The organism is Bradyrhizobium sp. LMTR 3 (genome assembly GCF_001693485.1).
Taxonomy (GTDB): domain Bacteria; phylum Pseudomonadota; class Alphaproteobacteria; order Rhizobiales; family Xanthobacteraceae; genus Bradyrhizobium.
This window is the reverse complement of sequence record NZ_MAXC01000012.1, coordinates 146,002-166,178: the sequence shown is the minus strand read 5'-3', so window position 1 is coordinate 166,178 and position 20,177 is coordinate 146,002. Positions and strand designations below refer to the sequence as shown.

Here is a 20,177-nt window from a genome sequence, read left to right as displayed (position 1 = left end):
TGGCAGGAAGTTGAATCAGCGAAACGTTGGCTTAGCGAGTAGGGCGGGTTAGCGAAGCGTAACCCGCCGGCTCAGTCGCGGAGAACGGCGGATTACGCCTTCGGCTAATCCGCCCTACGCGTACTGCACTGGTTGATGGCGGATTAGGCTGCGCTAGCCCTACGCCGCTACGCCGCGTCCCCTTGACATGTCAGCGCTCCACCGCACGAATGGCGAACAGCGCATAAGCGCGCGTCGCGGCGTCTCACGCGGCGCATAATAAACAAAGCGGGAGGGTTTGCGAATGTTTCGCCATGTCAGAAATTTCGCGCTTGCGGCGCTTGCGGCCGCAAGCCTGCTCGGTGCCGGAAACGCGCAAGGAGCCTTCCCGGAGCGGCCGATCACGCTGATCGTGCCGTGGGCCGCCGGCGGCGGCACCGACGCGGTCGCGCGCCAGATCGCCCACATGCTGGAACGTGATTTCAAGCAGCCGGTGAACGTCGTGAACCGCACGGGCGGCTCGGGCGTGGTCGGCCACCAGGCGATCGCCACCGCCGCGCCTGATGGCTACACGTTCGGTCTCATCACGCTCGAGATCAACCTAATGCACTGGGTGGGACTGACCGATCTCACCTTCGAGAAATATACGCCGATCGCGCTGGTCAACCAGGACCCCGCCGCGATCCACGTGAAGGCGGACTCGCCCTACAAGAACGTCAAGGAGCTGTTCGCGCATATCAAGGCGAACCCGAACAAGGTTGTGGCCTCGGGTACGGGGCAGGGCGGAAGCTGGCATGTCGCGCTTGCCGGCCTGATGCAGGCCGACGGCGTCTCGCCCGGTTCGATCCGTTGGGTGCCCTCCACCGGCGCCGCGACCGCGCTGACCGATCTCGCGGCCGGTGGCATCGATTTCGTGTCGTGCTCGATGCCGGAAGCCGAGGCGCTGATCAAGGCGGGGCGTATCCGCAGCCTCGTGTTCTTCTCACCCAAGCGCGCGCCGAATTTTCCTGATGTGCCGACCACCGAGGAGGCGACGGGTCATAAGTGGCACAAGGGCGTGTGGCGCGGCTTTGCGGCGCCCAAGGGCCTGCCGAAGGAGATTGCCACGCAGTACGAGACCGCGATCAAGAAGATCTGGGACAGCGCGGAGTTCAAGGAGTTCATGAACAGGCGCGGCTTCGACATGATCTATCTGGATTCGGCTGGCTTCGCGGAGTTCATGAAGGCGGACAACGAAGACAACGGCAAGGCGCTGAAATCGCTCGGGCTGGCGAAGTAAGTGAATGAAGTGAGTGGATGGTGAGTAGGGCGGGTTAGCCAAGCGTAACCCGCCGACTCGGTCGCGCAGAACGGCGGATTACGCCTTCGGCTAATCCGCCCTACGCTTGCTGTATCTGTTCGCATTCTCGGTTCAGACCATCGGCGTCGCCCGCGCCGCGGTGTTCCCCGCGACTGTGCCGGCGCTGACGATCCTCGCCGGCTGGCTCCTGCTCGGCGAGCCCCCGACCGCGTTGCAGGCGGCGGAATTGGTCACGGTGCTGTTCGGGTTCTATCTGGCGCAAAGGCAGCGGTAAGGCAGAAACCCAGAGCCTGAACGAGAGGAGGCCTCGCAGCGACAAAGGTTTATCGGGTTGGCGAGAAAGCATCCCGGCAAGTCCGAAAAGGAAATCGCTGCCATGGTGACCGCATGACAAGGCTTCGGCTTTTTGCCGTCCTCGGGCCGTTTCTTGCCTGGCTCTACTGCATCGCGTTTCTCGCCGCCCGGACTGACGGGCCGATTTTCGAGGATGGGCGGTATTGGCTGCCGTCGTTCATGGTCTGCTACGCGTTCTCGATTCTTCCCATGCTGTTTACCGCGTGGGTGGACCGCCGACTGTCAGACAGATGGTGGCGTTCACTCGCCTGTGGCCTGGCGGGCTTCGGAATCGCCTTCGTCCTGTACTACGGCCTCATGCACGAGGGCCCCTCGGCGGCAGAGAATGCGAAGATCTTCCGGCAGGAGTGGTTCTATGTGGCACTTGTGTGGGGGTTACCCGCCGTCGTCTGTTCGTGGGTGATGGGACTGATGAACCGTAAGGAAAGCATAGATGCATTACGGTGACAGTGCTGGACTGCAGTCACCGTAATTCTGGGTTACTCGCTATGCTTGCTGCAGCGATTGAAGGACGTTCGACTGTTAAGAACTCATTGTCGAGTAGATAGCGAGCTTTTTCATAGATGTCACTTGTCATTGTGTCGTTGCTAAGAAGGCCATCGAAGCATGTCGCATAGGCGGCCACACTTACGTCGACAAAATCGTTGGGAAGTCTCTCGACGTTCTTTGCTGGACCGCGTGCGATAACGTATAATGCCTGAAGACGCGCACATAATGCAAAGCGGAATGTATATGTATAGAAGACATCGTCCTTCGGCGGCCACGTCGGTCGATCCGGATGGATTTCAAAAAACTGTTGTGTCATCTCCATCGTTTGGTTGCGAATTTTTTCTATAAGTGTTGGCGTAAATGGCGCGCCGTTGCGAAAGGCTGCCAGTTCTTCGTCAGTGTAACGCTTTCTTATCTCGTCCAGATTTGCTTGGAAAGTTTCGGCATCTTGGCGCATGTCGGCCAATTGTGCGCGCGCATTGGTGGCGCTTCGCATGATGTGCTCGTTTGCCCGTTTGTCGCCAGCTCTTGCTCGCTCGCGCGTGTGACGGCTCCATTTGCGGAATGCTGAAGTCCGTCCCCCTCCTGTCAGGCGTTTTTTCATCCCCTTGCCACCTCCCTTGAGACGAGCAACGCTATTCGAATCCTTAGTTAGAGCGACTTGCTTACAGTGTGCCGCAAGGATCGACGTGGATTCGAGGATGTTGACTGGCGCGTCTCCTTTCAGCATCTCCATCTCGACGAACGGAGTGACCACTGCGATATTGTTTAACGATTCTGCAAAGTAATCCTGCAGCGCTTTGCTTTGGAGGTAATTGGTGTCAACCACCATGCGCGTCATGTGACCTCTGTGTAAGTCTTCGAGAGTGCGCTGCCTATTGCGAACTAGCCATTGCCCAGTCTGGCGAGATTTGGCCAAGGCTTGGTGCTGCATTCTTGTAGGATTTATGAATGTTTATGAGCTGGAACCGAAGGCTTGAATAATGGACTGTGTCGTTGCGGTGCCTGTGAGCACAGCCTGGAGCTCCTTCACATAAGCTGAAAAGCGTCCGATCATCTGACGTGCGTTTCGCTTTTCCCGAGCATCCAAAAGATCAACGTACCCAGTTAGCTCGTGCTCCAGCTTTCCCCAGCGGCCGCACAAAGCTAAGACGAGGTCTCTCTCTTTCTGCACGAGGCGAATTGCCGTTCCGTCAGGCTCACGAGTTAATCGAAGTAACAGCGCCAAAATCTCCTCACCAACGAGTCCTGCTGGATTCGACAGAATGCGGCTTTGCTGCCTTCCCAGTAGGAGGAGTTCTTCAAGAATACGATCGCGTTCAAGTTGCTTCTGCTGGTGCCTTGGCAACGTGCTTCGGAGCTTTGCTAGTTTTGGTTTGATGGCTGTCTCCAATCTCGGCCAGAAGGATTCGAAAACTGTAGCTAGTTGTCGTTCGTCTCTAGCGCTGGCGCCAGCGGCAAAGTTGATCGACTTTACAACTCGAAAGATGTCCTCTTTCTCGAAGAGGGCAGATTGAAACATCGAAAGCGGTTGGTGCACGTCCGAGTGCTTAAGTTCAAACAGGATGGGCACAACGCGGCCTTCTTCGACTGATTTAGCGATGGCGCCAGCCTCAAAGTGCAGCCACGTAGATTCAATATTTTCTGCCGTTAGGATGACGATACCGAAGGCGCTTTGCTCTAATTCGCGGCGTATCGTGGATGACCAATGAGCGCCTTTGTCAGTATCTTCTTCTGACATAAAGGGCTCTATGGTTTGATTTATCAGTGGTAGCCATTCGCGAAACTCTTGTGCGATTTGGCGGCTAACGTCTTGAGACCAACTCACAAATAATTTCATTTCGGAGCCTCGGCGAAGTCTCAATTATTTAAGTCAAGGAGTTCATGTCGCGCCTTCAAGATTTTGATTTTCTTTACTCTGTCATCGGCCGATAAAACTCGAGTGTATCGAACTGCGACGCTCGACCGAAGGGTATCTCCCTCTCTTCGAAGGGCGTAGGACGTTATACTCTTCAGGATTTCCGCAACTGTTGTTCGGTCTGCATCTCGTGAAATACTGAAAGGTATCGTTTTGCCGAGCTCGTAGTCAAAGGCGCGTCCCTCGCGGGAGTTCGCATTATAGCTAGCTATGCCAAGAAGCTTTTCATGTATTTCATCATCAGGAATTGAAGACCATACGTATTGTTTGGTCGCGGCGTTGAGCGCCGCTAATTCCGCTCGTTGGGTTAGAAGTTCGATTGCTCCAGCGCCGTGATTAATCACGGTGTGAGCGGATCTCATTGCCGGCTCAATCGCATCGACAAGTGCGCTTGTGTCTCCGGTGTTAAGCGAGTCAATCGCCTCTAATTCTTCGATCGTTGGATCGGCCGCTTCGCCAACTGATCGGCGTACCGTGCTCGCTAAGAACTTCTCTACAAACTCGGCTGACGCGTAAGCACCAAGACTACCAACAATAGTCATCATGCCAGGATTGGTGATGATCTCAAAAATTGCTTCGAAGCTTCCGCGGCGGCTTTCGATCAAGTTAATCTGAAAGCCACGAGGGGAGAAATCTCTTCTTCGAACGCGTCCCTCTGCGAGATAGTTGAGAGTAATCAGAGCCGATCGCGAAATGCCGTATAAGCTTTGGGCTCCTTCATACGCTGGTAGCTGGTGACTTTCCGCCATCCCTCCGGAAAATCTTGCCTTCATGAGAAAGCTCATAAAATCCCCATATAGAGCATTATCTTTTCTTCATGTCAGTCACGCTTCTTTCCGAGCGTATGGCTTTGACTTCGTCTTTCGACAAAAAGGAAATGACGTGATCATTCGCTACAATGAATCCACTTGATGATGAGCGAATTAGATTTACCCCGTATACTACGCCAGATTTAGTGAGGAAAGTATACAACTGCTTAGGTTGTGAAATTTGTTGCTCGGCTACGGCCTTGCCTGCGCTTAAATCGGCGGAGACTAGTGCAATGATTCCGAGCATTATCTCGGAGAATTTGATGTCCCCGCTCGACTTATAGCGAAGAAGAATCTTAATGAGTGCCCAAATGAACAGAAGCGAAAATAGGACGGAGAAGTACGCCTCGGCCGTAAAGAAATCCGGTCTATAGGGAGTCGGCAAGCCCACCAATATTGTGGCAGCAAGTGCCAAAATTCCGAAGAAAAGTCGTAAGTTTCGACGGAGATTACCAATCGCTTTGGCTTCTCGGGCAAGCTTGATAAGAATATCGATTACAGCGCCAAGAACGTTCGCAACTAAGATCAATCCGCCAAACACAAGGCCAATGGAATAAACGATGTTGGTAAGGTCTATCAGTCCAAGAAAGTGAAGGCCTATGTTTGAGAAATAGCCGATATTGAAAACTGACACCAAAACCAACGAGATTATGGAAAGCAGTGGCAGAAGATCGCCGAACTTTTTAAGCTCCGGCGCGCCGATTGATGCATTTCGCGAATCGGTCAGTGAATTCGGTGCATCGCCAGGCTTCTTGCTCAATTGAGCCCTACCGCTAACGTTGGGGCAGACGCCAGTGCTTGTCTATCGCAGCTGGCGTCTGCAAGTTTTTGTTTAGCTACACCCAGTCGTGCTTCCACACGTATCGCACTTCATGCACGTGCCGTTCCTCACCAAGGTAAAGTTACCGCACTCGCTGCACATCTCGCCCTCGTAGCCCTTGGCTTTGGCTTCCGCCCGGCGCTCCGCCTTGGACGGCGCAACCGCCACCGCCGCTCTGCCGGACTTGCTCCATTGCAGGGCTCCGAGCTTTTCTGTCGGCGACAGGTCGTGCTGGGACTCCTGCCTTAAGGCCACCGCGCCTTCGTGCGCGTCGGAGACGCGGGCGGTGGGGCCGTGGCCGCCGATTGCGGTGACGTTGTGGGAGCCGCGGGCGTCCGTATCGCCGCCGCGCATCACGACCAGATTATCCGTGCGCGAGCGGGTCAGGCCCTTGGACAGATACTTGGTGGCCTGCTGGCCGCCGTCGGATGGCTCCTTGCCTTCTTCGACGCCCCGGCCGAGCGCGTCGAAATTCGACTCGGTCGGATCGACATGGGCGAGATCGAAGCGCGACATGTAGCTGACCGCGAGTTCGCGGAACACATAGTCGAGGATCGAGGTCGCGTACTTGATCGAGTCGTTGCCCTGCACGGGGCCCGCCGGCTCGAAGCGGGTGAAGGTGAAGGCGTCGACATATTCCTCCAGCGGCACGCCGTATTGCAGGCCGAGCGAGACGGCGATCGCAAAATTGTTGATGAAGGAGCGGAGTGCTGCGCCTTCCTTGTGCATGTCGATGAAGATCTCGCCGAGACGGCCGTCGTCATACTCGCCGGTGCGCAAATAAACTTTGTGGCCGCCGACAACCGCCTTCTGGGTGTAGCCCTTGCGTCGGTCCGGCATCTTCTCGCGCTCGCGCATCACGACAATGCGCTCGACCAGTTTTTCGACGATCTTTTCCGAGACCTGGGCTGCACGCGCCGCCATCGGCTTCTCGTAGAGCGCCTCCACCGCATCGTCCTCGTCGTCATCGTCGGCGATGAGCTGCGAGTTCAAGGGTTGCGAGAGCTTCGAGCCGTCGCGGTAGAGCGCGTTGGCCTTCAGCGCGAGCTTCCAGGACAAGAGATACGCCGCCTTGCAGTCCTCGACGGTGGCGTCGTTCGGCATGTTGATGGTCTTCGAGATCGCGCCCGAGATGAACGGCTGCGAGGCCGCCATCATGCGGATGTGGCTCTCGACCGAGAGGTAGCGCTTGCCGATCTTGCCGCAGGGGTTGGCGCAGTCGAACACCGGGTAGTGCTCGGCCTTCAAATGCGGCGCGCCTTCCACGGTCATCGCGCCGCAGATGTGCACGTTCGCGGCCTCGATCTCGCGTTTTGTAAATCCGAGCGCGGCGAGCAGGTCGAAGCCGGGGGCTGCAATCGCTTCCGGCGCAAGGTTCAGCGTGTCGCGCAGGAAATCCTCGCCAAAGGTCCACTTGTTGAAGGCGAACTTGATGTCGAAGGCGGTCGGCAACGCCTTTTCCACCTTGGCCAGCGCTTCGTCGGTGAAGCCCTTGGCCTTCAGCGTGGTGGCGTTGATGCCGGGCGCGTTGGAGAGCGAGCCGTGGCCGACGGCGTAAGCCTCGATCTCGGCAATCTCGCTTTCGCGGTAGCCGAGCGCGCGCAGCGCCTCCGGCACGGCCTGGTTGATGATCTTCCAGTAGCCGCCGCCGGCGAGCTTCTTGAATTTCACCAGCGCGAAATCAGGCTCGATGCCGGTGGTGTCGCAATCCATCACGAGACCAATGGTGCCGGTCGGCGCCACGACTGTCGTCTGCGCGTTGCGGAAGCCGTTGGCTTCGCCGAGCGCGAGGGCGTCGTCCCAGGCCTTGGTCGCATGGGCGATGACGTCTCCTTGCGGGCAGGAGGCGTGGTCGAGCGGCACCGGGTTGACCGACAGCGCCTCGTAGCCCGAAGCGTGGCCGTGGGCGGCGCGGCGGTGGTTGCGGATCACGCGCAGCATGTGCTGGGCGTTCTTCTTGTAGCCGGGGAAGGTGCCGAGCTCGGCCGCCATCTCGGCCGAGGTCTTGTAGGCGATGCCGGTCATCACGGCGGTCAGCGCGCCGCACAGCGAGCGGCCTTCCTTCGAGTCGTAAGGAAGCCCCATGGTCATCAGGAGGCCGCCGATGTTGGCAAAGCCGAGGCCCAGCGTGCGGAACTCGTAGGAGAGTTCGGCGATCGCCTTCGACGGGAATTGCGCCATCATGACGGAGATTTCGAGCACGATGGTCCAGAGCCGGCAGAGGTGCTCATAGGCCTCGACGTCGAAACGCTTGGTCGTGGTGCTGTAGAAGGTCAGCAGGTTGGCGGAGGCGAGGTTGCACGCCGTGTCGTCCAGGAACATGTATTCCGAGCACGGGTTCGACGCGCGGATGTCGCCGGACGCCTTGCAGGTGTGCCAGTCGTTCATGGTGGTGTTGAAGTGCAGGCCGGGATCGGCCGAGGCCCAGGCGGCGTGGCCGATCTTTTCCCAGAGCTCGCGCGCCTTCAGCGTCTTGGTGATCTTCTTGTTGGTGCGGCCGATCAGATTCCATTCGCCGTCGGTTTCGACGGCGCGGAGGAAATCGTCCTTCAGCGAGACCGAGTTGTTGGAGTTCTGGCCGGAGACGGTCAGGTACGCTTCCGAATCCCAATCGGTGTCGTAGATCGGGAAGTCGATGTCCTTGTAGCCCTGCTTTGCAAATTGGATCACCCGCTTGATGTAGTTGTCGGGCACCAGCGCGCGGCGCGCGAGCTTGATCTCGCGGCGGAGGGCAGGGTTCTTCTCGGGATCGAAGCAGTCGTCACCACTGCCTTCGCAATTGACGCAGGCCTTCAGCACCGCTTTCAGGTGCTTCTGGTTGATCTTGGAGCCGGTGACCAGCGCCGCGACCTTCTGCTCCTCCTTCACCTTCCAGTCGATATAGGTCTCGATGTCGGGGTGATCGACATCGACCACGACCATCTTGGCCGCGCGGCGCGTGGTGCCGCCCGACTTGATCGCGCCCGCGGCGCGGTCGCCGATCTTGAGGAAAGACATCAAGCCGGAGGAACGGCCGCCGCCGGACAGGCGCTCGCCTTCGCCGCGCAGGCGCGAGAAGTTCGAGCCGGTGCCGGAGCCGTATTTGAACAGGCGCGCCTCACGCACCCAGAGGTCCATGATGCCGCCCTCGTTGACGAGGTCGTCCTCGATGCCCTGGATGAAGCAGGCGTGCGGCTGCGGGTGCTCGTAGGCCGACTTGGATTTCGTCAGCTTGCCGGTCTTCCAGTCGACGTAATAGTGGCCCTGGCCGGGGCCATCGATGCCGTAAGCCCAGTGCAGCCCGGTGTTGAACCATTGCGGCGAGTTCGGCGCGACCATCTGCTTTGCGAGCTGGTAGCGCAGCTCGTCGTAGAACGCTTGCGCGTCTTCATCGCTGGAGAAATAGCCGCCCTTCCAGCCCCAATAGGTCCAGCAGCCGGCGAGGCGATCGAACACCTGTTTTGCGCTGGTCTCGCCGACATAGCGCTCGCTTTCGGGCAGCAGGGCGAGGGCCTCGGTGTCCGGCACCGAGCGCCACAGCCAGGACGGGACGGTCTCTTCCTCGACCTTCTTCAGGCGCGCGGCGACGCCGGCCTTGCGGAAATACTTTTGGGCCAGCACGTCGGAGGCGACCTGCGACCAGAACTGGGGCACTTCGACATTCTCGAGCCGGAACACGACCGAACCGTCGGGGTTGCGGATCTCCGATGTCGTCAGCCTGAAATCAATCCCTGCATAGGGTGACTGGCCGGAAGTGGTGTTGCGCCGCTCAATTCGCATTTTAGTGCCCCGTATTCTTTGCCGGTCCCACTTTTCGCGGGTTGCCGGATGTTTCAGTGAGCGGACTTTCGGCACCAAGGTTGAGGACAACCTTGGGCCTGAGATCCGCTAGCTCTACCGGTGGACCCGGTCCTGTTTCTGCTTTCGCCACCCCAAGGGCTCGTCCCGCCGATTAAGCGAGGCCAACCCCATCCCTTGGCTTTGAGCCTGATCGGTTCGGAATGCCGCCTACCCAGCCGGCTTCCGGATCATGCTCGAACTCAACGCCGCAACTCGTCAGCCGGGCCAGTTTCGGCCCATTTTTAGCGCCCCGGATCACCCCGGATTTTGGGCAGACGAGCCCTCGATCCGTGCCTCAACCGGCTGACGGAGTGCTCGTTCGGAACCCGTTTGGGAGTGATCGGCGGGACCCAGAACTTAACTCGCGCCGTCCAGCAATAAGGCTAGGCCAAACCCGTTGCGCCCGTCAAGGACTAGTACGAGTTCCTGAATCAAATACTAAATATGGTGGAAAGTGCGGGAAAACAGGGGTCGGTGCCGCGCCTGTGATGCTGCCAAGTATCGGTGAGTCCTCAGGGATTCCCAACCCAAAAATTTGTTCCTCGCATGTGGAAACAGGCTTCGTCCCGCTGTTCACAGGGCAGGTATTTTTTCGCCCTTCGGGATTGCGTTCGAAAGACTCACGTAACGCTACGGAGCGGGGAGGGCTGGCATGTCCGCGAGCCCGTGGTCGCAGGAGCGGATACGCGGCAAGGTGAGGCCGATTCCACCGCTTTTCCGTCCCCGCCGGGCTCCATGACAGAATCAAAACCGACCAGCGCGCCGATGCGGATCGCGCCCGCAGGCCTGATGTTCCTCGCCATCACCTCGGTGGGCTGGGGGTTCAACTGGCCCGTCACGAAGTACCTGCTGAGCGAGTTGCCGCCGCTGACGCTGCGGGGCTCGACCGGCGTAATCGGCGCGGCGCTCCTGGCGGTGCTGGCGCTGGCGCGCTCGCAGAGCCTCAAGGTCGAGCGGCATTTGTGGCCGCGGCTGATGCTGTCCGCCCTGCTCAACGTCACGGGCTGGATGGTGCTGATGGGGCTGGCGCTATTGTGGCTGCCGGCCAGCGAAGCCGCGCTGATCGCCTACACCATGCCGGTCTGGGCCTCGCTCTTGGCCTGGCCAGTGCTCGGCGAGCGTCCGACTATTTTGCGCACGGTGGCGCTGGTGATGGCGTTCGCAGGCCTCGCCGCCATCATGGGCGGCAACGGTTTTTCCGCGACTGCTGCAAAGCTGCCGGGCATGGTGATGGCGCTGGGCGGCGCGTTCGGCTTTGCGCTCGGCACGGTGCTGGCGAAGAAGCTGCCGGTGCCGCTGCCGCCGATCCCGGCCGCGGCCTGGCAGATCGGGCTCGGCTGTTTTCCGATCGTCATCATCGGTCTCGCCGTCGAGACCACGCACGTAGAGAAGGTGACACAGCTCGGCTGGTGGCTCCTGATCTATTCGACCGTGATCCAGTTCTGCATCGCCTATGTGAGCTGGTTCGCCGCGCTCGCCCGCCTGCCGGCCTCAGTCGCCGCGATCGGCACCATGGCAGTGCCGGTGATCGGCGTCGTGGCGTCAGCCATCGCGCTCGGCGAGCCGCTCGGCCTGATCCAGATCGCGGCGCTGGTGTTCACGCTCGCCGGCGTCGTGCTGGCGACGCGGTCGTAACGGCGGTCTATCCGATTGAAATGCCTGCCGGTTTGCGCTAGCCGTCGGGGCGGGATAGTTCTGGTATATCTGTATCTGGCATAATCGGCGAAAGAGAGAGTATGGCGCGCAACATTCTGATCCTTGGGGCCTCGTACGGCTCCTTGCTGGCGACGAAACTTTTGATGGCGGGGCACAACGTGACCCTGGTGTGCCGCAAGAAAACGGCTGAGCTGATCAATCGCGACGGCACCGAAGTTCGCATCAAACTGCGCGACGAGGCGGTGCACCGCGCGATCTTCTCGCGCGATCTGCCGGGCAAGCTGGACGCGACGACGCCCGCCGAGGTCGATCTTTCCCGCTATGACCTGGTCGGCCTTGCCATGCAGGAGCCGCAATACACCAACCACACGATCCGCGTTCTGATGATCAAGATCGCCGAGGCGAAACTGCCTTGTCTGTCGATCATGAACATGCCGCCGCTGCCTTATCTGAAGCGGATCCCGGCGCTGGCGGACATGGATTTGGAGGAGGCCTATACCAATGCGCAGGTGTGGGAACGCTTCCAGCCCGGCCTGGTGACGCTGTGCTCGCCCGATCCGCAGGCCTTCCGCCCGCCGGAAGAGGCGGCAAACGTCCTGCATGTCGGCCTTCCCACCAACTTCAAGGCGGCGGCCTTTGCCGACGACAAACACAACAAGCTGCTTCGCGAGCTGGAAGCGGACATCGATGCGGTGACGCTGGACGGCCATGACGTCCCGGTGAAGCTGAAAGTGTTCGACTCGCTGTTCGTGCCGCTCGCCAAATGGTCGATGCTCCTGACCGGCAACTACCGCTGCATCACGCCGAGCGATCCGCAGTCGATCCGCGACGCCGTGCACGGCGATCTCAAGCTGTCGCAGTCGATCTACGATCACGTCGACGGTATCGCCCGGCGTCTGGGCGCCGATCCGCAGGACCAGGTGCCGTTCGGGAAGTACGCCAAGGCGGCCGAAAGCCTGCTCAAGCCGTCATCGGCGGCCCGCGCGGTCGCCGCCGGCGCGCCGTTCATCGAGCGCGTCGACCTGCTCGTGAAGCTGATCTCGCACCAGCTCGGCGCGCCCAGCGCCGAGATCGACCGCACGGTCGAGATCGTCGACCAGAAGCTGAACGAGAAGATCGTGGCGGGAGGATCGGGCGCGCAGTGAAGACGCCCTGGGTGCGGATCACGCCCCTACGGCAAGCTGCTTCACCAGTTCGGGAATAAGCTGTTTGAGCTTCCCGTGACTGATCAGCGGCGAAGCGGCGATCTCGGCGAGGCGCTGTTCGACGTGCTGCCATTGATTGGTCTCGCGCGGGTCGGTGTCGCCCTTGGCGAGGTTGCAGGGATAGCAGGACAGCACGCGGTTGCTCCTGCCGTTCTGACCTCCCTTTGCGAGCGGGATGAAATGGTCGATGCTGGCCTTGACGTTGCCGCCGGTCTTTTGCCGGGAGAGTGCAACATCGCAATAGGCGCAGCGTCCGCCCCAATCGAAATAGAGGCGCTTGTAGATCACGTCGGCCATTAGCCTTGGCTCTTCCCCCGAATCTGTTCGTCCAAGTCTCACCCTTTCATACATCAAGTTGGCATTGAAAACGACGCCCGCAGGAGGAGAGGCTTGCGCCGTGTTTACCACGACAGCGCGCGCCGCACCATGTTCGCCAACTGCGACTGCCGGTACGGCTTGGTCAGCAGCAGCACGCCGGGATCGAGGCGGCCCTGGTGCACGATCGCGTTGTCGGTATAGCCGGACGTATATAGCACCTTGATGCCGGGCCGGAGCTTCAGCACCTTGTCCGCGAGTTCGCGTCCGGTCATGCCGCCGGGCATGATGACATCGGTGAACAAGAGATCGAACGCCTGACCGCCTTCGATCAGGTTCATCGCCGCCGGCCCGTTGGCGGCGGCTACCGTGCGGTAGCCGAGGCTCTGCAATTGCGTGGTGACGAAGTTGCGCACCAGCGCGTCGTCCTCCACCACCATGATGGTCTCGTTGCCATGCGGCAGCGCCGCTGCCGCCGGCGGCGCGGCCTCGACCTGGCCGCGGGCAGGGGGCAGATAGAGCTTGATCGTGGTGCCGTGGCCGACCTCGCTGTAGATCCGGATGTGCCCGCCGGACTGCTTGACGAAGCCGTAGACCATGCTCAAGCCGAGGCCTGAGCCCTTGCCGACCTCCTTGGTGGTGAAGAACGGCTCGAACACCTTGTCCAGCACGTGCTGCGGCATGCCGGCGCCGGTGTCGCTGACCGCGAGCATTACATAGGGACCGGGCTTTGCGTCAGGGTTGGCCTGCGCATAGGCCTCGTCGAGCACGACGTTGCGCGTCTCCAAAAGCAACTTGCCGCCGTTCGGCATCGCATCGCGCGCGTTGATCGCCATGTTGAGCAGCGAGTTGGCGAGCTGCGATGCGTCGATATGGGCAATCGCCACTTCCTGTTCGAGAATGGAGTTGACCTCGATCTGCTCGCCGAGCGTCGGGCGAAGCAGTTTTGCGATATCGAGCACGGTCGCGTTGATGTCGACATTGCGTGGCTGCAACGGCTGGCGGCGGGCGAAGGCGAGCAGATGCTGGATCAGCTCGCTGCAGCGCTCCGCCGCCTGATCGATCAGTTCGGCGGTCTTCTGCAAGGCCGGCTCGTGCGCAAGGTTGGCTACCAGCGTTTCGGTGGTGCCGGTGATCACGGTCAGCATGTTGTTGAAGTCGTGCGCGACCCCGCCGGTGAGTTTGCCGATGGCGTCGAGCTTTTGCGCTTGCTGCAGCTTGTGCTCGGTTTCGCGCGACCCCGTGATGTCGTGGTAGACCAGCGCCGCGCCGCTGATGGCACCCGAGGCATCGCGCAGCGGCCGGCCGCTGATCACGAGGTGAACCGGCGGATCGCCGCTGACCGGGCGCAACACGATTTCGCTGGCGTCGAACGCTTCGCCGCGCAGCGCACGCGAGGCGGGCATGTCATGGACAGGTAGCAGCGTGACACCGTCGGCATGGAAAACCGCGCTGAGCGACCGTATGTGCTCGACCGTCATGCCCGGCCGGTAGCGCAGCATCTTCTCGGCGGCCGGGTTCGAGAGCAAAACCTCGCCCCTGGTGTCGATGACGAGCACGGCCTCCGCCATGCTATGGAAGGTGCTGCGCAAGACGGCGGCCGAAAGCCTGAGTTCCTCATGCGCGGCGACCAGATGTTCGGTGCGCTCGGCGACCGCGGCCTCCAGCGCCTCGTTGGTGGCCTTGGTGGCGCTCAGCGAATCCTGCAGTTCCCGGCGCGAGCGGCGGGTTGAGACCGTCAGAAGAGTGGCGAGGAACAGAATCAGCAGGACGCCGGCGAGATCGATCGCCAGCAGGAGCGTCCCGTTGGTTTCGGATTCGGCGCGTCTGGCAAAAAGCAGCCTGCGCTCTTCCGCGACCGCTTTCTCGAGGTTTCCGGTGATTGCGGCCGTCGCCGCGCGGTCCTCCCGGTTGACGAGCGCCGCGGCAGCGGCGCCATCTCCCGCGGTTCTGAGCCTGATCAACTCGCCATTGACGGCAATCTGCCGCTCGACAAGCGCCTTGGTTTCCTCGATCAGCCGCTTTTCGGTGGGATTATCCTTGACCGCCTCGACCAGTGCCGCCAGCGCCGGCAGGGTCGCGTCGCTGGCCTCGCGGTATTCCCTGGCGAATTCCTGATCGCCCGATAGCGCAAAGGCGCGCGCCGCGCTTTCCGTCCGGCGCAGCAGCGGGCGCATATCCGAGATTTTGCTGAGAATTCCAAGCGCACGGTCGACCGAGGCGGCGTCGGACCGCGACTTGAGGTCAAGACCGATCGACGCAGCGCCGATAATGAGGAGGATAGCGAGGCCAATTCCAAGAATGATACGCTGCGAGGGCATTTACTTCACGATTTCGACTGCTGCGCGGAAGCTTTCGGTTTGGTGATGCTTTGATTGACCGAGGTCAACAACGCGTCCGGCGTGAACGGTTTGCGCAGGCAGCATGCCGCGCCGAGCTCGATGGTCATCCGAAGGAAATCCGGTGCGCGTTCGGTGTTGGCGAAGGCGTAGCCCGACATCGCGATGACAGGTACGTCCGGCTTGCGCTCGTGGAACATCCGGATCGATTCGAAGCCGCGCATATGCGGCATGAACACATCGATCAGCATGACGTCGAAATCGGAAGTTTCGAGCGCGCGCATTCCCGCTTCACCACCGTCGGCAACGGTGACCTCGAAACCCTTGCGCGTCAGACAAACCTCGATGGCAACGCATACCATCGGGTCGTCATCGACCACGAGAACGCGCGGCACGATGATTCCTTCTTCCTCGGGGCGGGCGGCAAGTCGCACGTCCCATGTGACGATTAAGTCGAAACGTCGACAGGTCGTCTGCATGGTAGAGTGCCCATAAAAGTTGCCGAGGGCAATTCCGTTTCGCTGTATCAGAACGATAACAAATTCAACCGCCGGTTCCGGACCCAATCCCGTCATGTCGCCAGTCAACCATGCGAGGCGCGCCGCTGCCGCCCGGCTGTCGCCATTCGGGCTCATCCTGCTCGCCGTTACGTCAGTGGGGTGGGGCCTCAACTTTCCGATCATGAAACACTTACTGACCGAATGGCCGCCATTGTCCTCGCGCGGCCTGTGCGGCATCGTCGGCGCCGCGGCATTGGCGCTGTTTGCGATCGCGCGGCGGCAGAAATTGAGCGTGCCGCGTCTCATGTGGCTGCGGTTGCTCCTGGTCTCGATGCTCACGATCGGCGGCTGGGTCGCGTTCATGGGGCTGGCGCTATTGTGGCTCAACGCCAGCGAAGCCGCCGTGCTCGGAATATCGATCCCGGTCTGGGTGGCGTTTCTGGCTTGGCCGATCCTCGGCGAGCGGCTGTCGCCGCTCCGCGCAGTCGCGCTGATGGTCGCGCTTGCCGGCATCACCGTGCTGATTGGCGGCAACGGCATCGAGGCTAGCGTTGAGAAGCTGCCGGGCATCGCCTGCGCGCTGGCAGGCGCTGTGTGCGTTGGGCTTGGCACCGTATTGACCAAGCATTTTCCGCTGGCGATGCCGCCGCTATCGCTGGCCGCCTGGCAGATCGGGCTGGGCTGCCTGCCGATCGCGATCGTGGGTCTTGTGGTCGAGCAGCCGCAACTGGCTGATCTGTCATCCGTCGGCTGGGCGTCGCTGCTCTATATGACGCTGGTCCAGTTCTGCCTGTGCTACGTGTGTTGGTTCGCCGCGCTGGAGCGGCTGCCGGCGGCGACGGCCTCGATCGGAACCTTGCTGGTTCCCGTCATCGGGGTGCTCGCAGCGGCAGCGATGTTGCGCGAGCCGCTCGGCGTGCGGGAGGTCGCGGCACTGGTGTTTACGCTTGGCGGCGTCGCGGTGGCACTGCGCTCGTGAGTAATTTCAAACGAAAAAGCGGCGCACCGGAATGCGCCGCCCTTCGAAATCACGATGTCCTGCTATTGCGCCGGGCAGGGATGACGTTGCCCGTCATAGCCGAGATACGTTCCTGACGCCGGGTCATAGGACTTGTACCTTCGCATGCAATACGCCACGGCATCATCACCGGCCGGGGGCGCTGCGGCGACTACGGTGTCGTCGTAATAATAGGGGTCATCGTAATAGGTGCTGCCGTAATAGCCATAGGCCGACCCGATACCGGCACCGATCGCAAAGCCCGGCCAGAAGCCGTGACGATGGCGATAGTAATGACCGCCGTGCCAGCGGCCGCCAGCATAATAATTCCCCCGACCACCGCCGCCCACGACGGCTGGGCCGCCGACGCCTGGACTCGGGCGGAATCCGGCAGAAGGTGCGCTTGGGGCAACAACTCTATCGCCCCCAATCGCAGCGCCGCCGGCTCGAACGCCGCCGCCACCGACCGCCACGCCGCCACCTCTAAAGCCGCCGCCTCCACCAATAGCTGCGCCGCCGCCGGCGGCCGCCATGCCACCGCCACCTCTCATACCGCCGCCGCCACCGATAGCTGCACCGCCACCGCCGATGGCTGCACCGCCACCGCCGCCGCCGGCTCGAACGCCGCCACCACCGCCTCTATCCTGCGCCTGAACGGCGCTGAGGCTTGGCGCGACCACCGGCAAGACAAGCGCCATCGCTGCCGCGGTACTCAAAACCTTTAGACTGATCATTTTAGGCTCCATTTGCGGGATATAGGCCCTAACCCGCTCAAGGGGCGGACGTTCCAGAGCCCGCGCGTTGATTGCACGCGAATTCAGCCTATAGGATCGCGGAACTGTATCCGGGATGAACGGATTGCGCCGATTCCGCGGCCATTGACGGGCCGCAAGCCGCACGTCCGGCAGGGCAGATCAGCCTCTGTCTGGACAATCGGTCCGGCCGGTGGCATCAGAGCGGCACGATATCTCGAACCGGCCGAGCCCTCATGAAGCTGTTTCTGCTGAAATTTTTCACTTGGTGGAACGGCCAAACGTTCGGCACGCAGTTGTGGACGTGGCGGTTCGGCGAATTGGTCGGCCAGGACGAGCAGGGCAACCGCTACTACCGCACCAAGGGCGGCAAGATCGATCCGACGCTGGGTTTCGAGCGGCGCTGGGTGATCTACAACGGGCTTGCCGAGGCGAGCCGGGTGCCGCCGTCATGGCATGGCTGGCTGCATCACGTTGTCGATACCGCGCCGACCGAAGAGAGCTACACGCCGCGCGAGTGGGAGAAGCCACACGTTCCGAACCTGACCGGCACGCCCGCGGCCTACCGCCCCTCCGGCTCGACGCTGGCAAGCGGGCGCCGCCCCAAGGCGACCGGCGACTATCAGCCCTGGACGCCGGGAAGCTGAGACGACCGTCATTCCCGCGCGTCGCGGTGATACCGCGGTTGCATGCACCTTAGACCACAATCATCGACCCTGTGGATAACGGGATCAGCGGGGACATCCGCCGCAGCCGCCTTGCGTCATCCGCGTTATCGCGGCTCAATGGAGCCATCTTACGGAGATGGGAAACCATCGCGTCGGTGTCGGGCTCCAGTCGCGACTGTCCCGATTTGCAGCGGCCACCGAGTAGGACACGGCCGGGAGATAGGCCCCCGGTGCAGAGGTTCTGAAATCGCCCGCTAATGTGTGGCTGCCGTAGGACAGGAAAGGCCGTCTGGGAAACCAGGCGGCCTTTTTCTTTGTGACGGCGGTCACGTGTCCCGGACGCGGTGCAGCGTTCTCCCGGCGATGCGAAGCATCGTCCGGTACGATGCACCGCAGAGCCGGGAACCACACGCAGATGGGTCCCGGCTCTGCAGCGCGCCACTTACGTGCCGCACTGCGTCCGGGACATGAGTGGGAGCCTACCCCAGCCGTGCGGCGGCGCGGTCGATCATCTCGCCGCGGCGGATCTGCGCTTGCGCAATCCTATCCTTCATGAAGGCAAGCACTTCCGGCGGGGCGGTGTCGGGTGAGCCGGAATTGAACGGCGGCGCCGGGTTGTATTCGAGCCGGAGCTGGATTGCCTCCGCGGTCTTCCGATCGTGCAGCAGCGCGACCAGCGTCAGCGCGAAATCGATTCCCGCGGTGACGCCGCCGCCGGTGACGCGGTTGCCGTCGACGCAGACGCGCGTTTTGGTCGGGATCGCGCCGAACGCGCTCAGAAAATCCATCGCCGTCCAGTGCGTCGCTGCGCGAAAACCCTTGAGCAGGCCGGCGGCGCCGAGCACCAGCGATCCCGTGCAAACCGAGGTGATGTATTTTGCACCCGGCGCCTGCTTGCGCAGGAAAGCCAACATCTCCTCGTCGTTGATCATATCGTCGGTGCCGAACCCGCCCGGCACGCAGATCACGTCGAGCTGCGGACAGTCGGCAAAGGTCGTGGTCGGCGTCAGCACCAGCACGGAATCGCTCGTCACCGGCTCAATCCGTTTCCAGATCAAATGTACGTTGGCGCCGGGCAGGCTGGAGAACACCTGCAAGGGACCGGTGAAGTCGAGCTGGGTGACGCGCGGAAACAGCACGAGACCGATCTGAAGCGGCATGGACGGTTGAGATGGCGCGGACATCGTGACCTCCGGAAAATTTGGCTTGACGAGGGGTATCCTGCCATGGTCGCCTTGCGTCCGAAATGGCATATTTCCCTCATTTCAGGACATCGGCCAAAACAGGTCAGCCCCAAAACAGGCAAGCATCATGATCGGCGTTCTCGTGTTTCCGGATTTCCAGTTGCTCGACGCGGCCGGGCCGATATCGGCGTTCGAGATCGCGGCGCGCTTTGCCGAGGGGGCGCCTGCGATCCGTGTTCTGGCGGTGACGCCGGGGCCGGTGCGCTCGTCGTCGGGCGTCGAGATCGTTGCGAGAGGTTTGAAGTCGGCATCTGCGATCACGACGCTGATCGTCGCCGGCGGCGAGGGCGTGCGGCAGGCCGCCGCCTGCGAGAAGACGATCGGCTTCGCGCGCACGATTGCCAAACGCGGCATCCGCATCGCCAGCGTCTGCTCCGGCGCTTATGTCCTCGCAGAAGCCGGCCTGCTCGACGGCCGCCGCGCCACCACGCATTGGCAGCGCACGCGGCATTTTCTGAAAACCTATCCGCAGGTGAAGCTGGAGCCCGATCGCATCTTCGTGCGCGACGGCGACGTCTGGACCTCGGCGGGGATATCGGCCGGCATCGATCTGTCGCTGGCGATGATCGCGGAGGACTATGGCGACGAGATCGCCCAGAAGACCGCGAAGCAGCTCGTGCTCTATCACCGCCGCAGCGGCGGCCAGTCGCAATTTTCCTCGCTCCTGGAATTGAAGGCGCCGAACGGCCGCTTCGGGCCGCTGCTGGCCTGGGCGCGCGAAAACCTCGATGCGCCGCTCACCGTCGAGGATCTCGCCGAGCAGGCCGGCATGAGCTCGCGGCATTTCACCCGCGCCTTCATGGCCGAGACCGGTACCACGCCGTCAAAGGCGGTGGAGCGGCTGCGGATCGAGGTGGCACGGCAACGCGTGCAGTCCTCCAGCGAGGCGATCGAGCGCGTCGCGCAGACCACCGGCTTCCGCGACCCGGAGCGGATGCGCCGCGCCTTCATCCGCGCCTTCGGCCAGCCCCCGCAGTCGCTGCGCCGCGCGGCGCGGGCAGGGTAGGAGAACG

Annotated in this window: 18 protein-coding genes; 8 read left to right on the top strand and 10 right to left on the bottom strand. The window is 61.5% G+C overall.

What is annotated here, in order from left to right:
- Positions 1-283 precede the first annotated feature (283 nt).
- From LMTR3_RS10200 to LMTR3_RS10190, 3 genes are all read left to right on the top strand, one after another.
- Complete coding sequence (locus LMTR3_RS10200; protein ID WP_065744936.1) at positions 284-1,258, top strand: tripartite tricarboxylate transporter substrate binding protein; 975 nt, start codon at positions 284-286, stop codon at positions 1,256-1,258.
- 106 nt (positions 1,259-1,364) lie between these two features.
- Complete coding sequence (locus LMTR3_RS10195; RefSeq protein ID WP_065744935.1) at positions 1,365-1,553, top strand: EamA family transporter; 189 nt, start codon at positions 1,365-1,367, stop codon at positions 1,551-1,553.
- Positions 1,554-1,666: 113 nt separating this feature from the next.
- Entirely contained in the window at positions 1,667-2,080 is a 414-nt protein-coding gene (locus tag LMTR3_RS10190) for a hypothetical protein (RefSeq protein WP_065744934.1), read from the top strand.
- A 16-nt stretch (positions 2,081-2,096) separates the two neighbouring features.
- Here LMTR3_RS10190 and LMTR3_RS10185 read toward each other — a convergent pair whose 3' ends face one another.
- From LMTR3_RS10185 to LMTR3_RS10165, 5 genes are all read right to left on the bottom strand, one after another.
- On the bottom strand, positions 2,097-2,963 hold the full coding sequence (locus tag LMTR3_RS10185) for a hypothetical protein (protein ID WP_141686544.1): 867 nt from the start codon (positions 2,961-2,963) through the stop codon (positions 2,097-2,099).
- Between the two features lie 114 nt (positions 2,964-3,077).
- Positions 3,078-3,962 carry a toll/interleukin-1 receptor domain-containing protein gene (locus LMTR3_RS10180; RefSeq protein ID WP_065744932.1) on the bottom strand — a complete coding sequence of 295 codons (885 nt, stop codon included), beginning with the start codon at positions 3,960-3,962 and terminating at the stop codon, positions 3,078-3,080.
- A gap of 20 nt (positions 3,963-3,982) precedes the next feature.
- Positions 3,983-4,825 (bottom strand): DUF7946 domain-containing protein, encoded by an 843-nt coding sequence (locus tag LMTR3_RS10175; protein ID WP_065744931.1) that lies wholly within the window; start codon positions 4,823-4,825, stop codon positions 3,983-3,985.
- Positions 4,826-4,844: 19 nt separating this feature from the next.
- Positions 4,845-5,609 carry a hypothetical protein gene (locus tag LMTR3_RS10170; RefSeq protein WP_141686543.1) on the bottom strand — a complete coding sequence of 255 codons (765 nt, stop codon included), beginning with the start codon at positions 5,607-5,609 and terminating at the stop codon, positions 4,845-4,847.
- Positions 5,610-5,681: 72 nt separating this feature from the next.
- The gene (locus tag LMTR3_RS10165; protein WP_065744929.1) at positions 5,682-9,428 is read right to left on the bottom strand and encodes a vitamin B12-dependent ribonucleotide reductase; all 3,747 of its coding nucleotides are present in this window, start codon (positions 9,426-9,428) and stop codon (positions 5,682-5,684) included.
- 795 nt (positions 9,429-10,223) lie between these two features.
- On the opposite strand from LMTR3_RS10165, the gene LMTR3_RS10160 reads away from it, so the two are divergent.
- On the top strand, positions 10,224-11,123 hold the full coding sequence (locus LMTR3_RS10160) for a DMT family transporter (RefSeq protein WP_065744928.1): 900 nt from the start codon (positions 10,224-10,226) through the stop codon (positions 11,121-11,123).
- Positions 11,124-11,224: 101 nt separating this feature from the next.
- On the top strand, positions 11,225-12,289 hold the full coding sequence (locus LMTR3_RS10155; RefSeq protein WP_065744927.1) for a ketopantoate reductase family protein: 1,065 nt from the start codon (positions 11,225-11,227) through the stop codon (positions 12,287-12,289).
- Between the two features lie 18 nt (positions 12,290-12,307).
- On the opposite strand, the gene LMTR3_RS10150 is transcribed toward LMTR3_RS10155, so the two are convergent.
- From LMTR3_RS10150 to LMTR3_RS10140, 3 genes are all read right to left on the bottom strand, one after another.
- Positions 12,308-12,646, bottom strand: a complete 339-nt coding sequence (locus LMTR3_RS10150) for an HNH endonuclease (RefSeq protein WP_065744926.1) — start codon at positions 12,644-12,646, stop codon at positions 12,308-12,310.
- A gap of 104 nt (positions 12,647-12,750) precedes the next feature.
- Positions 12,751-14,985 (bottom strand): CHASE3 domain-containing protein, encoded by a 2,235-nt coding sequence (locus tag LMTR3_RS10145; protein WP_065744925.1) that lies wholly within the window; start codon positions 14,983-14,985, stop codon positions 12,751-12,753.
- A 5-nt stretch (positions 14,986-14,990) separates the two neighbouring features.
- Positions 14,991-15,398, bottom strand: a complete 408-nt coding sequence (locus LMTR3_RS10140) for a response regulator (protein WP_065745575.1) — start codon at positions 15,396-15,398, stop codon at positions 14,991-14,993.
- Positions 15,399-15,576: 178 nt separating this feature from the next.
- Between LMTR3_RS10140 and LMTR3_RS10135 the strand changes: the two genes are divergently transcribed.
- Positions 15,577-16,482: a DMT family transporter gene (locus LMTR3_RS10135; protein ID WP_065744924.1), complete on the top strand. Its 906-nt coding sequence runs from the start codon at positions 15,577-15,579 to the stop codon at positions 16,480-16,482.
- Between the two features lie 62 nt (positions 16,483-16,544).
- On the opposite strand, the gene LMTR3_RS36165 is transcribed toward LMTR3_RS10135, so the two are convergent.
- Positions 16,545-17,234 (bottom strand): BA14K family protein, encoded by a 690-nt coding sequence (locus LMTR3_RS36165; protein ID WP_084029512.1) that lies wholly within the window; start codon positions 17,232-17,234, stop codon positions 16,545-16,547.
- Positions 17,235-17,488: 254 nt separating this feature from the next.
- Here LMTR3_RS36165 and LMTR3_RS10125 point away from each other — a divergent pair, with 254 nt between their 5' ends.
- Positions 17,489-17,899: an NADH:ubiquinone oxidoreductase subunit NDUFA12 gene (locus tag LMTR3_RS10125; RefSeq protein WP_028346327.1), complete on the top strand. Its 411-nt coding sequence runs from the start codon at positions 17,489-17,491 to the stop codon at positions 17,897-17,899.
- Positions 17,900-18,399: 500 nt separating this feature from the next.
- On the opposite strand, the gene LMTR3_RS10120 is transcribed toward LMTR3_RS10125, so the two are convergent.
- Positions 18,400-19,104 carry a DJ-1/PfpI family protein gene (locus tag LMTR3_RS10120; protein WP_065745574.1) on the bottom strand — a complete coding sequence of 235 codons (705 nt, stop codon included), beginning with the start codon at positions 19,102-19,104 and terminating at the stop codon, positions 18,400-18,402.
- 127 nt (positions 19,105-19,231) lie between these two features.
- Here LMTR3_RS10120 and LMTR3_RS10115 point away from each other — a divergent pair, with 127 nt between their 5' ends.
- The gene (locus LMTR3_RS10115; protein ID WP_065744922.1) at positions 19,232-20,170 is read left to right on the top strand and encodes a GlxA family transcriptional regulator; all 939 of its coding nucleotides are present in this window, start codon (positions 19,232-19,234) and stop codon (positions 20,168-20,170) included.
- Positions 20,171-20,177: the final 7 nt, after the last annotated feature.

Bases quoted from the DNA above. Each gene is read 5' to 3' on its own strand.
- LMTR3_RS10200 (WP_065744936.1), top strand. From the start codon at position 284: ATGTTTCGCCATGTCAGAAATTTCGCGCTTGCGGCGCTTGCGGCCGCA.
- LMTR3_RS10165 (WP_065744929.1), bottom strand. From the start codon at position 9,428: ATGCGAATTGAGCGGCGCAACACCACTTCCGGCCAGTCACCCTATGCA.
- LMTR3_RS10175 (WP_065744931.1), bottom strand. From the start codon at position 4,825: ATGAGCTTTCTCATGAAGGCAAGATTTTCCGGAGGGATGGCGGAAAGT.
- LMTR3_RS36165 (WP_084029512.1), bottom strand. From the start codon at position 17,234: ATGATCAGTCTAAAGGTTTTGAGTACCGCGGCAGCGATGGCGCTTGTC.
- LMTR3_RS10155 (WP_065744927.1), top strand. From the start codon at position 11,225: ATGGCGCGCAACATTCTGATCCTTGGGGCCTCGTACGGCTCCTTGCTG.
- LMTR3_RS10190 (WP_065744934.1), top strand. From the start codon at position 1,667: ATGACAAGGCTTCGGCTTTTTGCCGTCCTCGGGCCGTTTCTTGCCTGG.
- LMTR3_RS10115 (WP_065744922.1), top strand. From the start codon at position 19,232: ATGATCGGCGTTCTCGTGTTTCCGGATTTCCAGTTGCTCGACGCGGCC.
- LMTR3_RS10160 (WP_065744928.1), top strand. From the start codon at position 10,224: ATGACAGAATCAAAACCGACCAGCGCGCCGATGCGGATCGCGCCCGCA.
- LMTR3_RS10120 (WP_065745574.1), bottom strand. From the start codon at position 19,104: ATGTCCGCGCCATCTCAACCGTCCATGCCGCTTCAGATCGGTCTCGTG.
- LMTR3_RS10180 (WP_065744932.1), bottom strand. From the start codon at position 3,962: ATGAAATTATTTGTGAGTTGGTCTCAAGACGTTAGCCGCCAAATCGCA.
- LMTR3_RS10145 (WP_065744925.1), bottom strand. From the start codon at position 14,985: ATGCCCTCGCAGCGTATCATTCTTGGAATTGGCCTCGCTATCCTCCTC.
- LMTR3_RS10125 (WP_028346327.1), top strand. From the start codon at position 17,489: ATGAAGCTGTTTCTGCTGAAATTTTTCACTTGGTGGAACGGCCAAACG.
- LMTR3_RS10135 (WP_065744924.1), top strand. From the start codon at position 15,577: ATGTCGCCAGTCAACCATGCGAGGCGCGCCGCTGCCGCCCGGCTGTCG.
- LMTR3_RS10150 (WP_065744926.1), bottom strand. From the start codon at position 12,646: ATGGCCGACGTGATCTACAAGCGCCTCTATTTCGATTGGGGCGGACGC.
- LMTR3_RS10185 (WP_141686544.1), bottom strand. From the start codon at position 2,963: ATGACGCGCATGGTGGTTGACACCAATTACCTCCAAAGCAAAGCGCTG.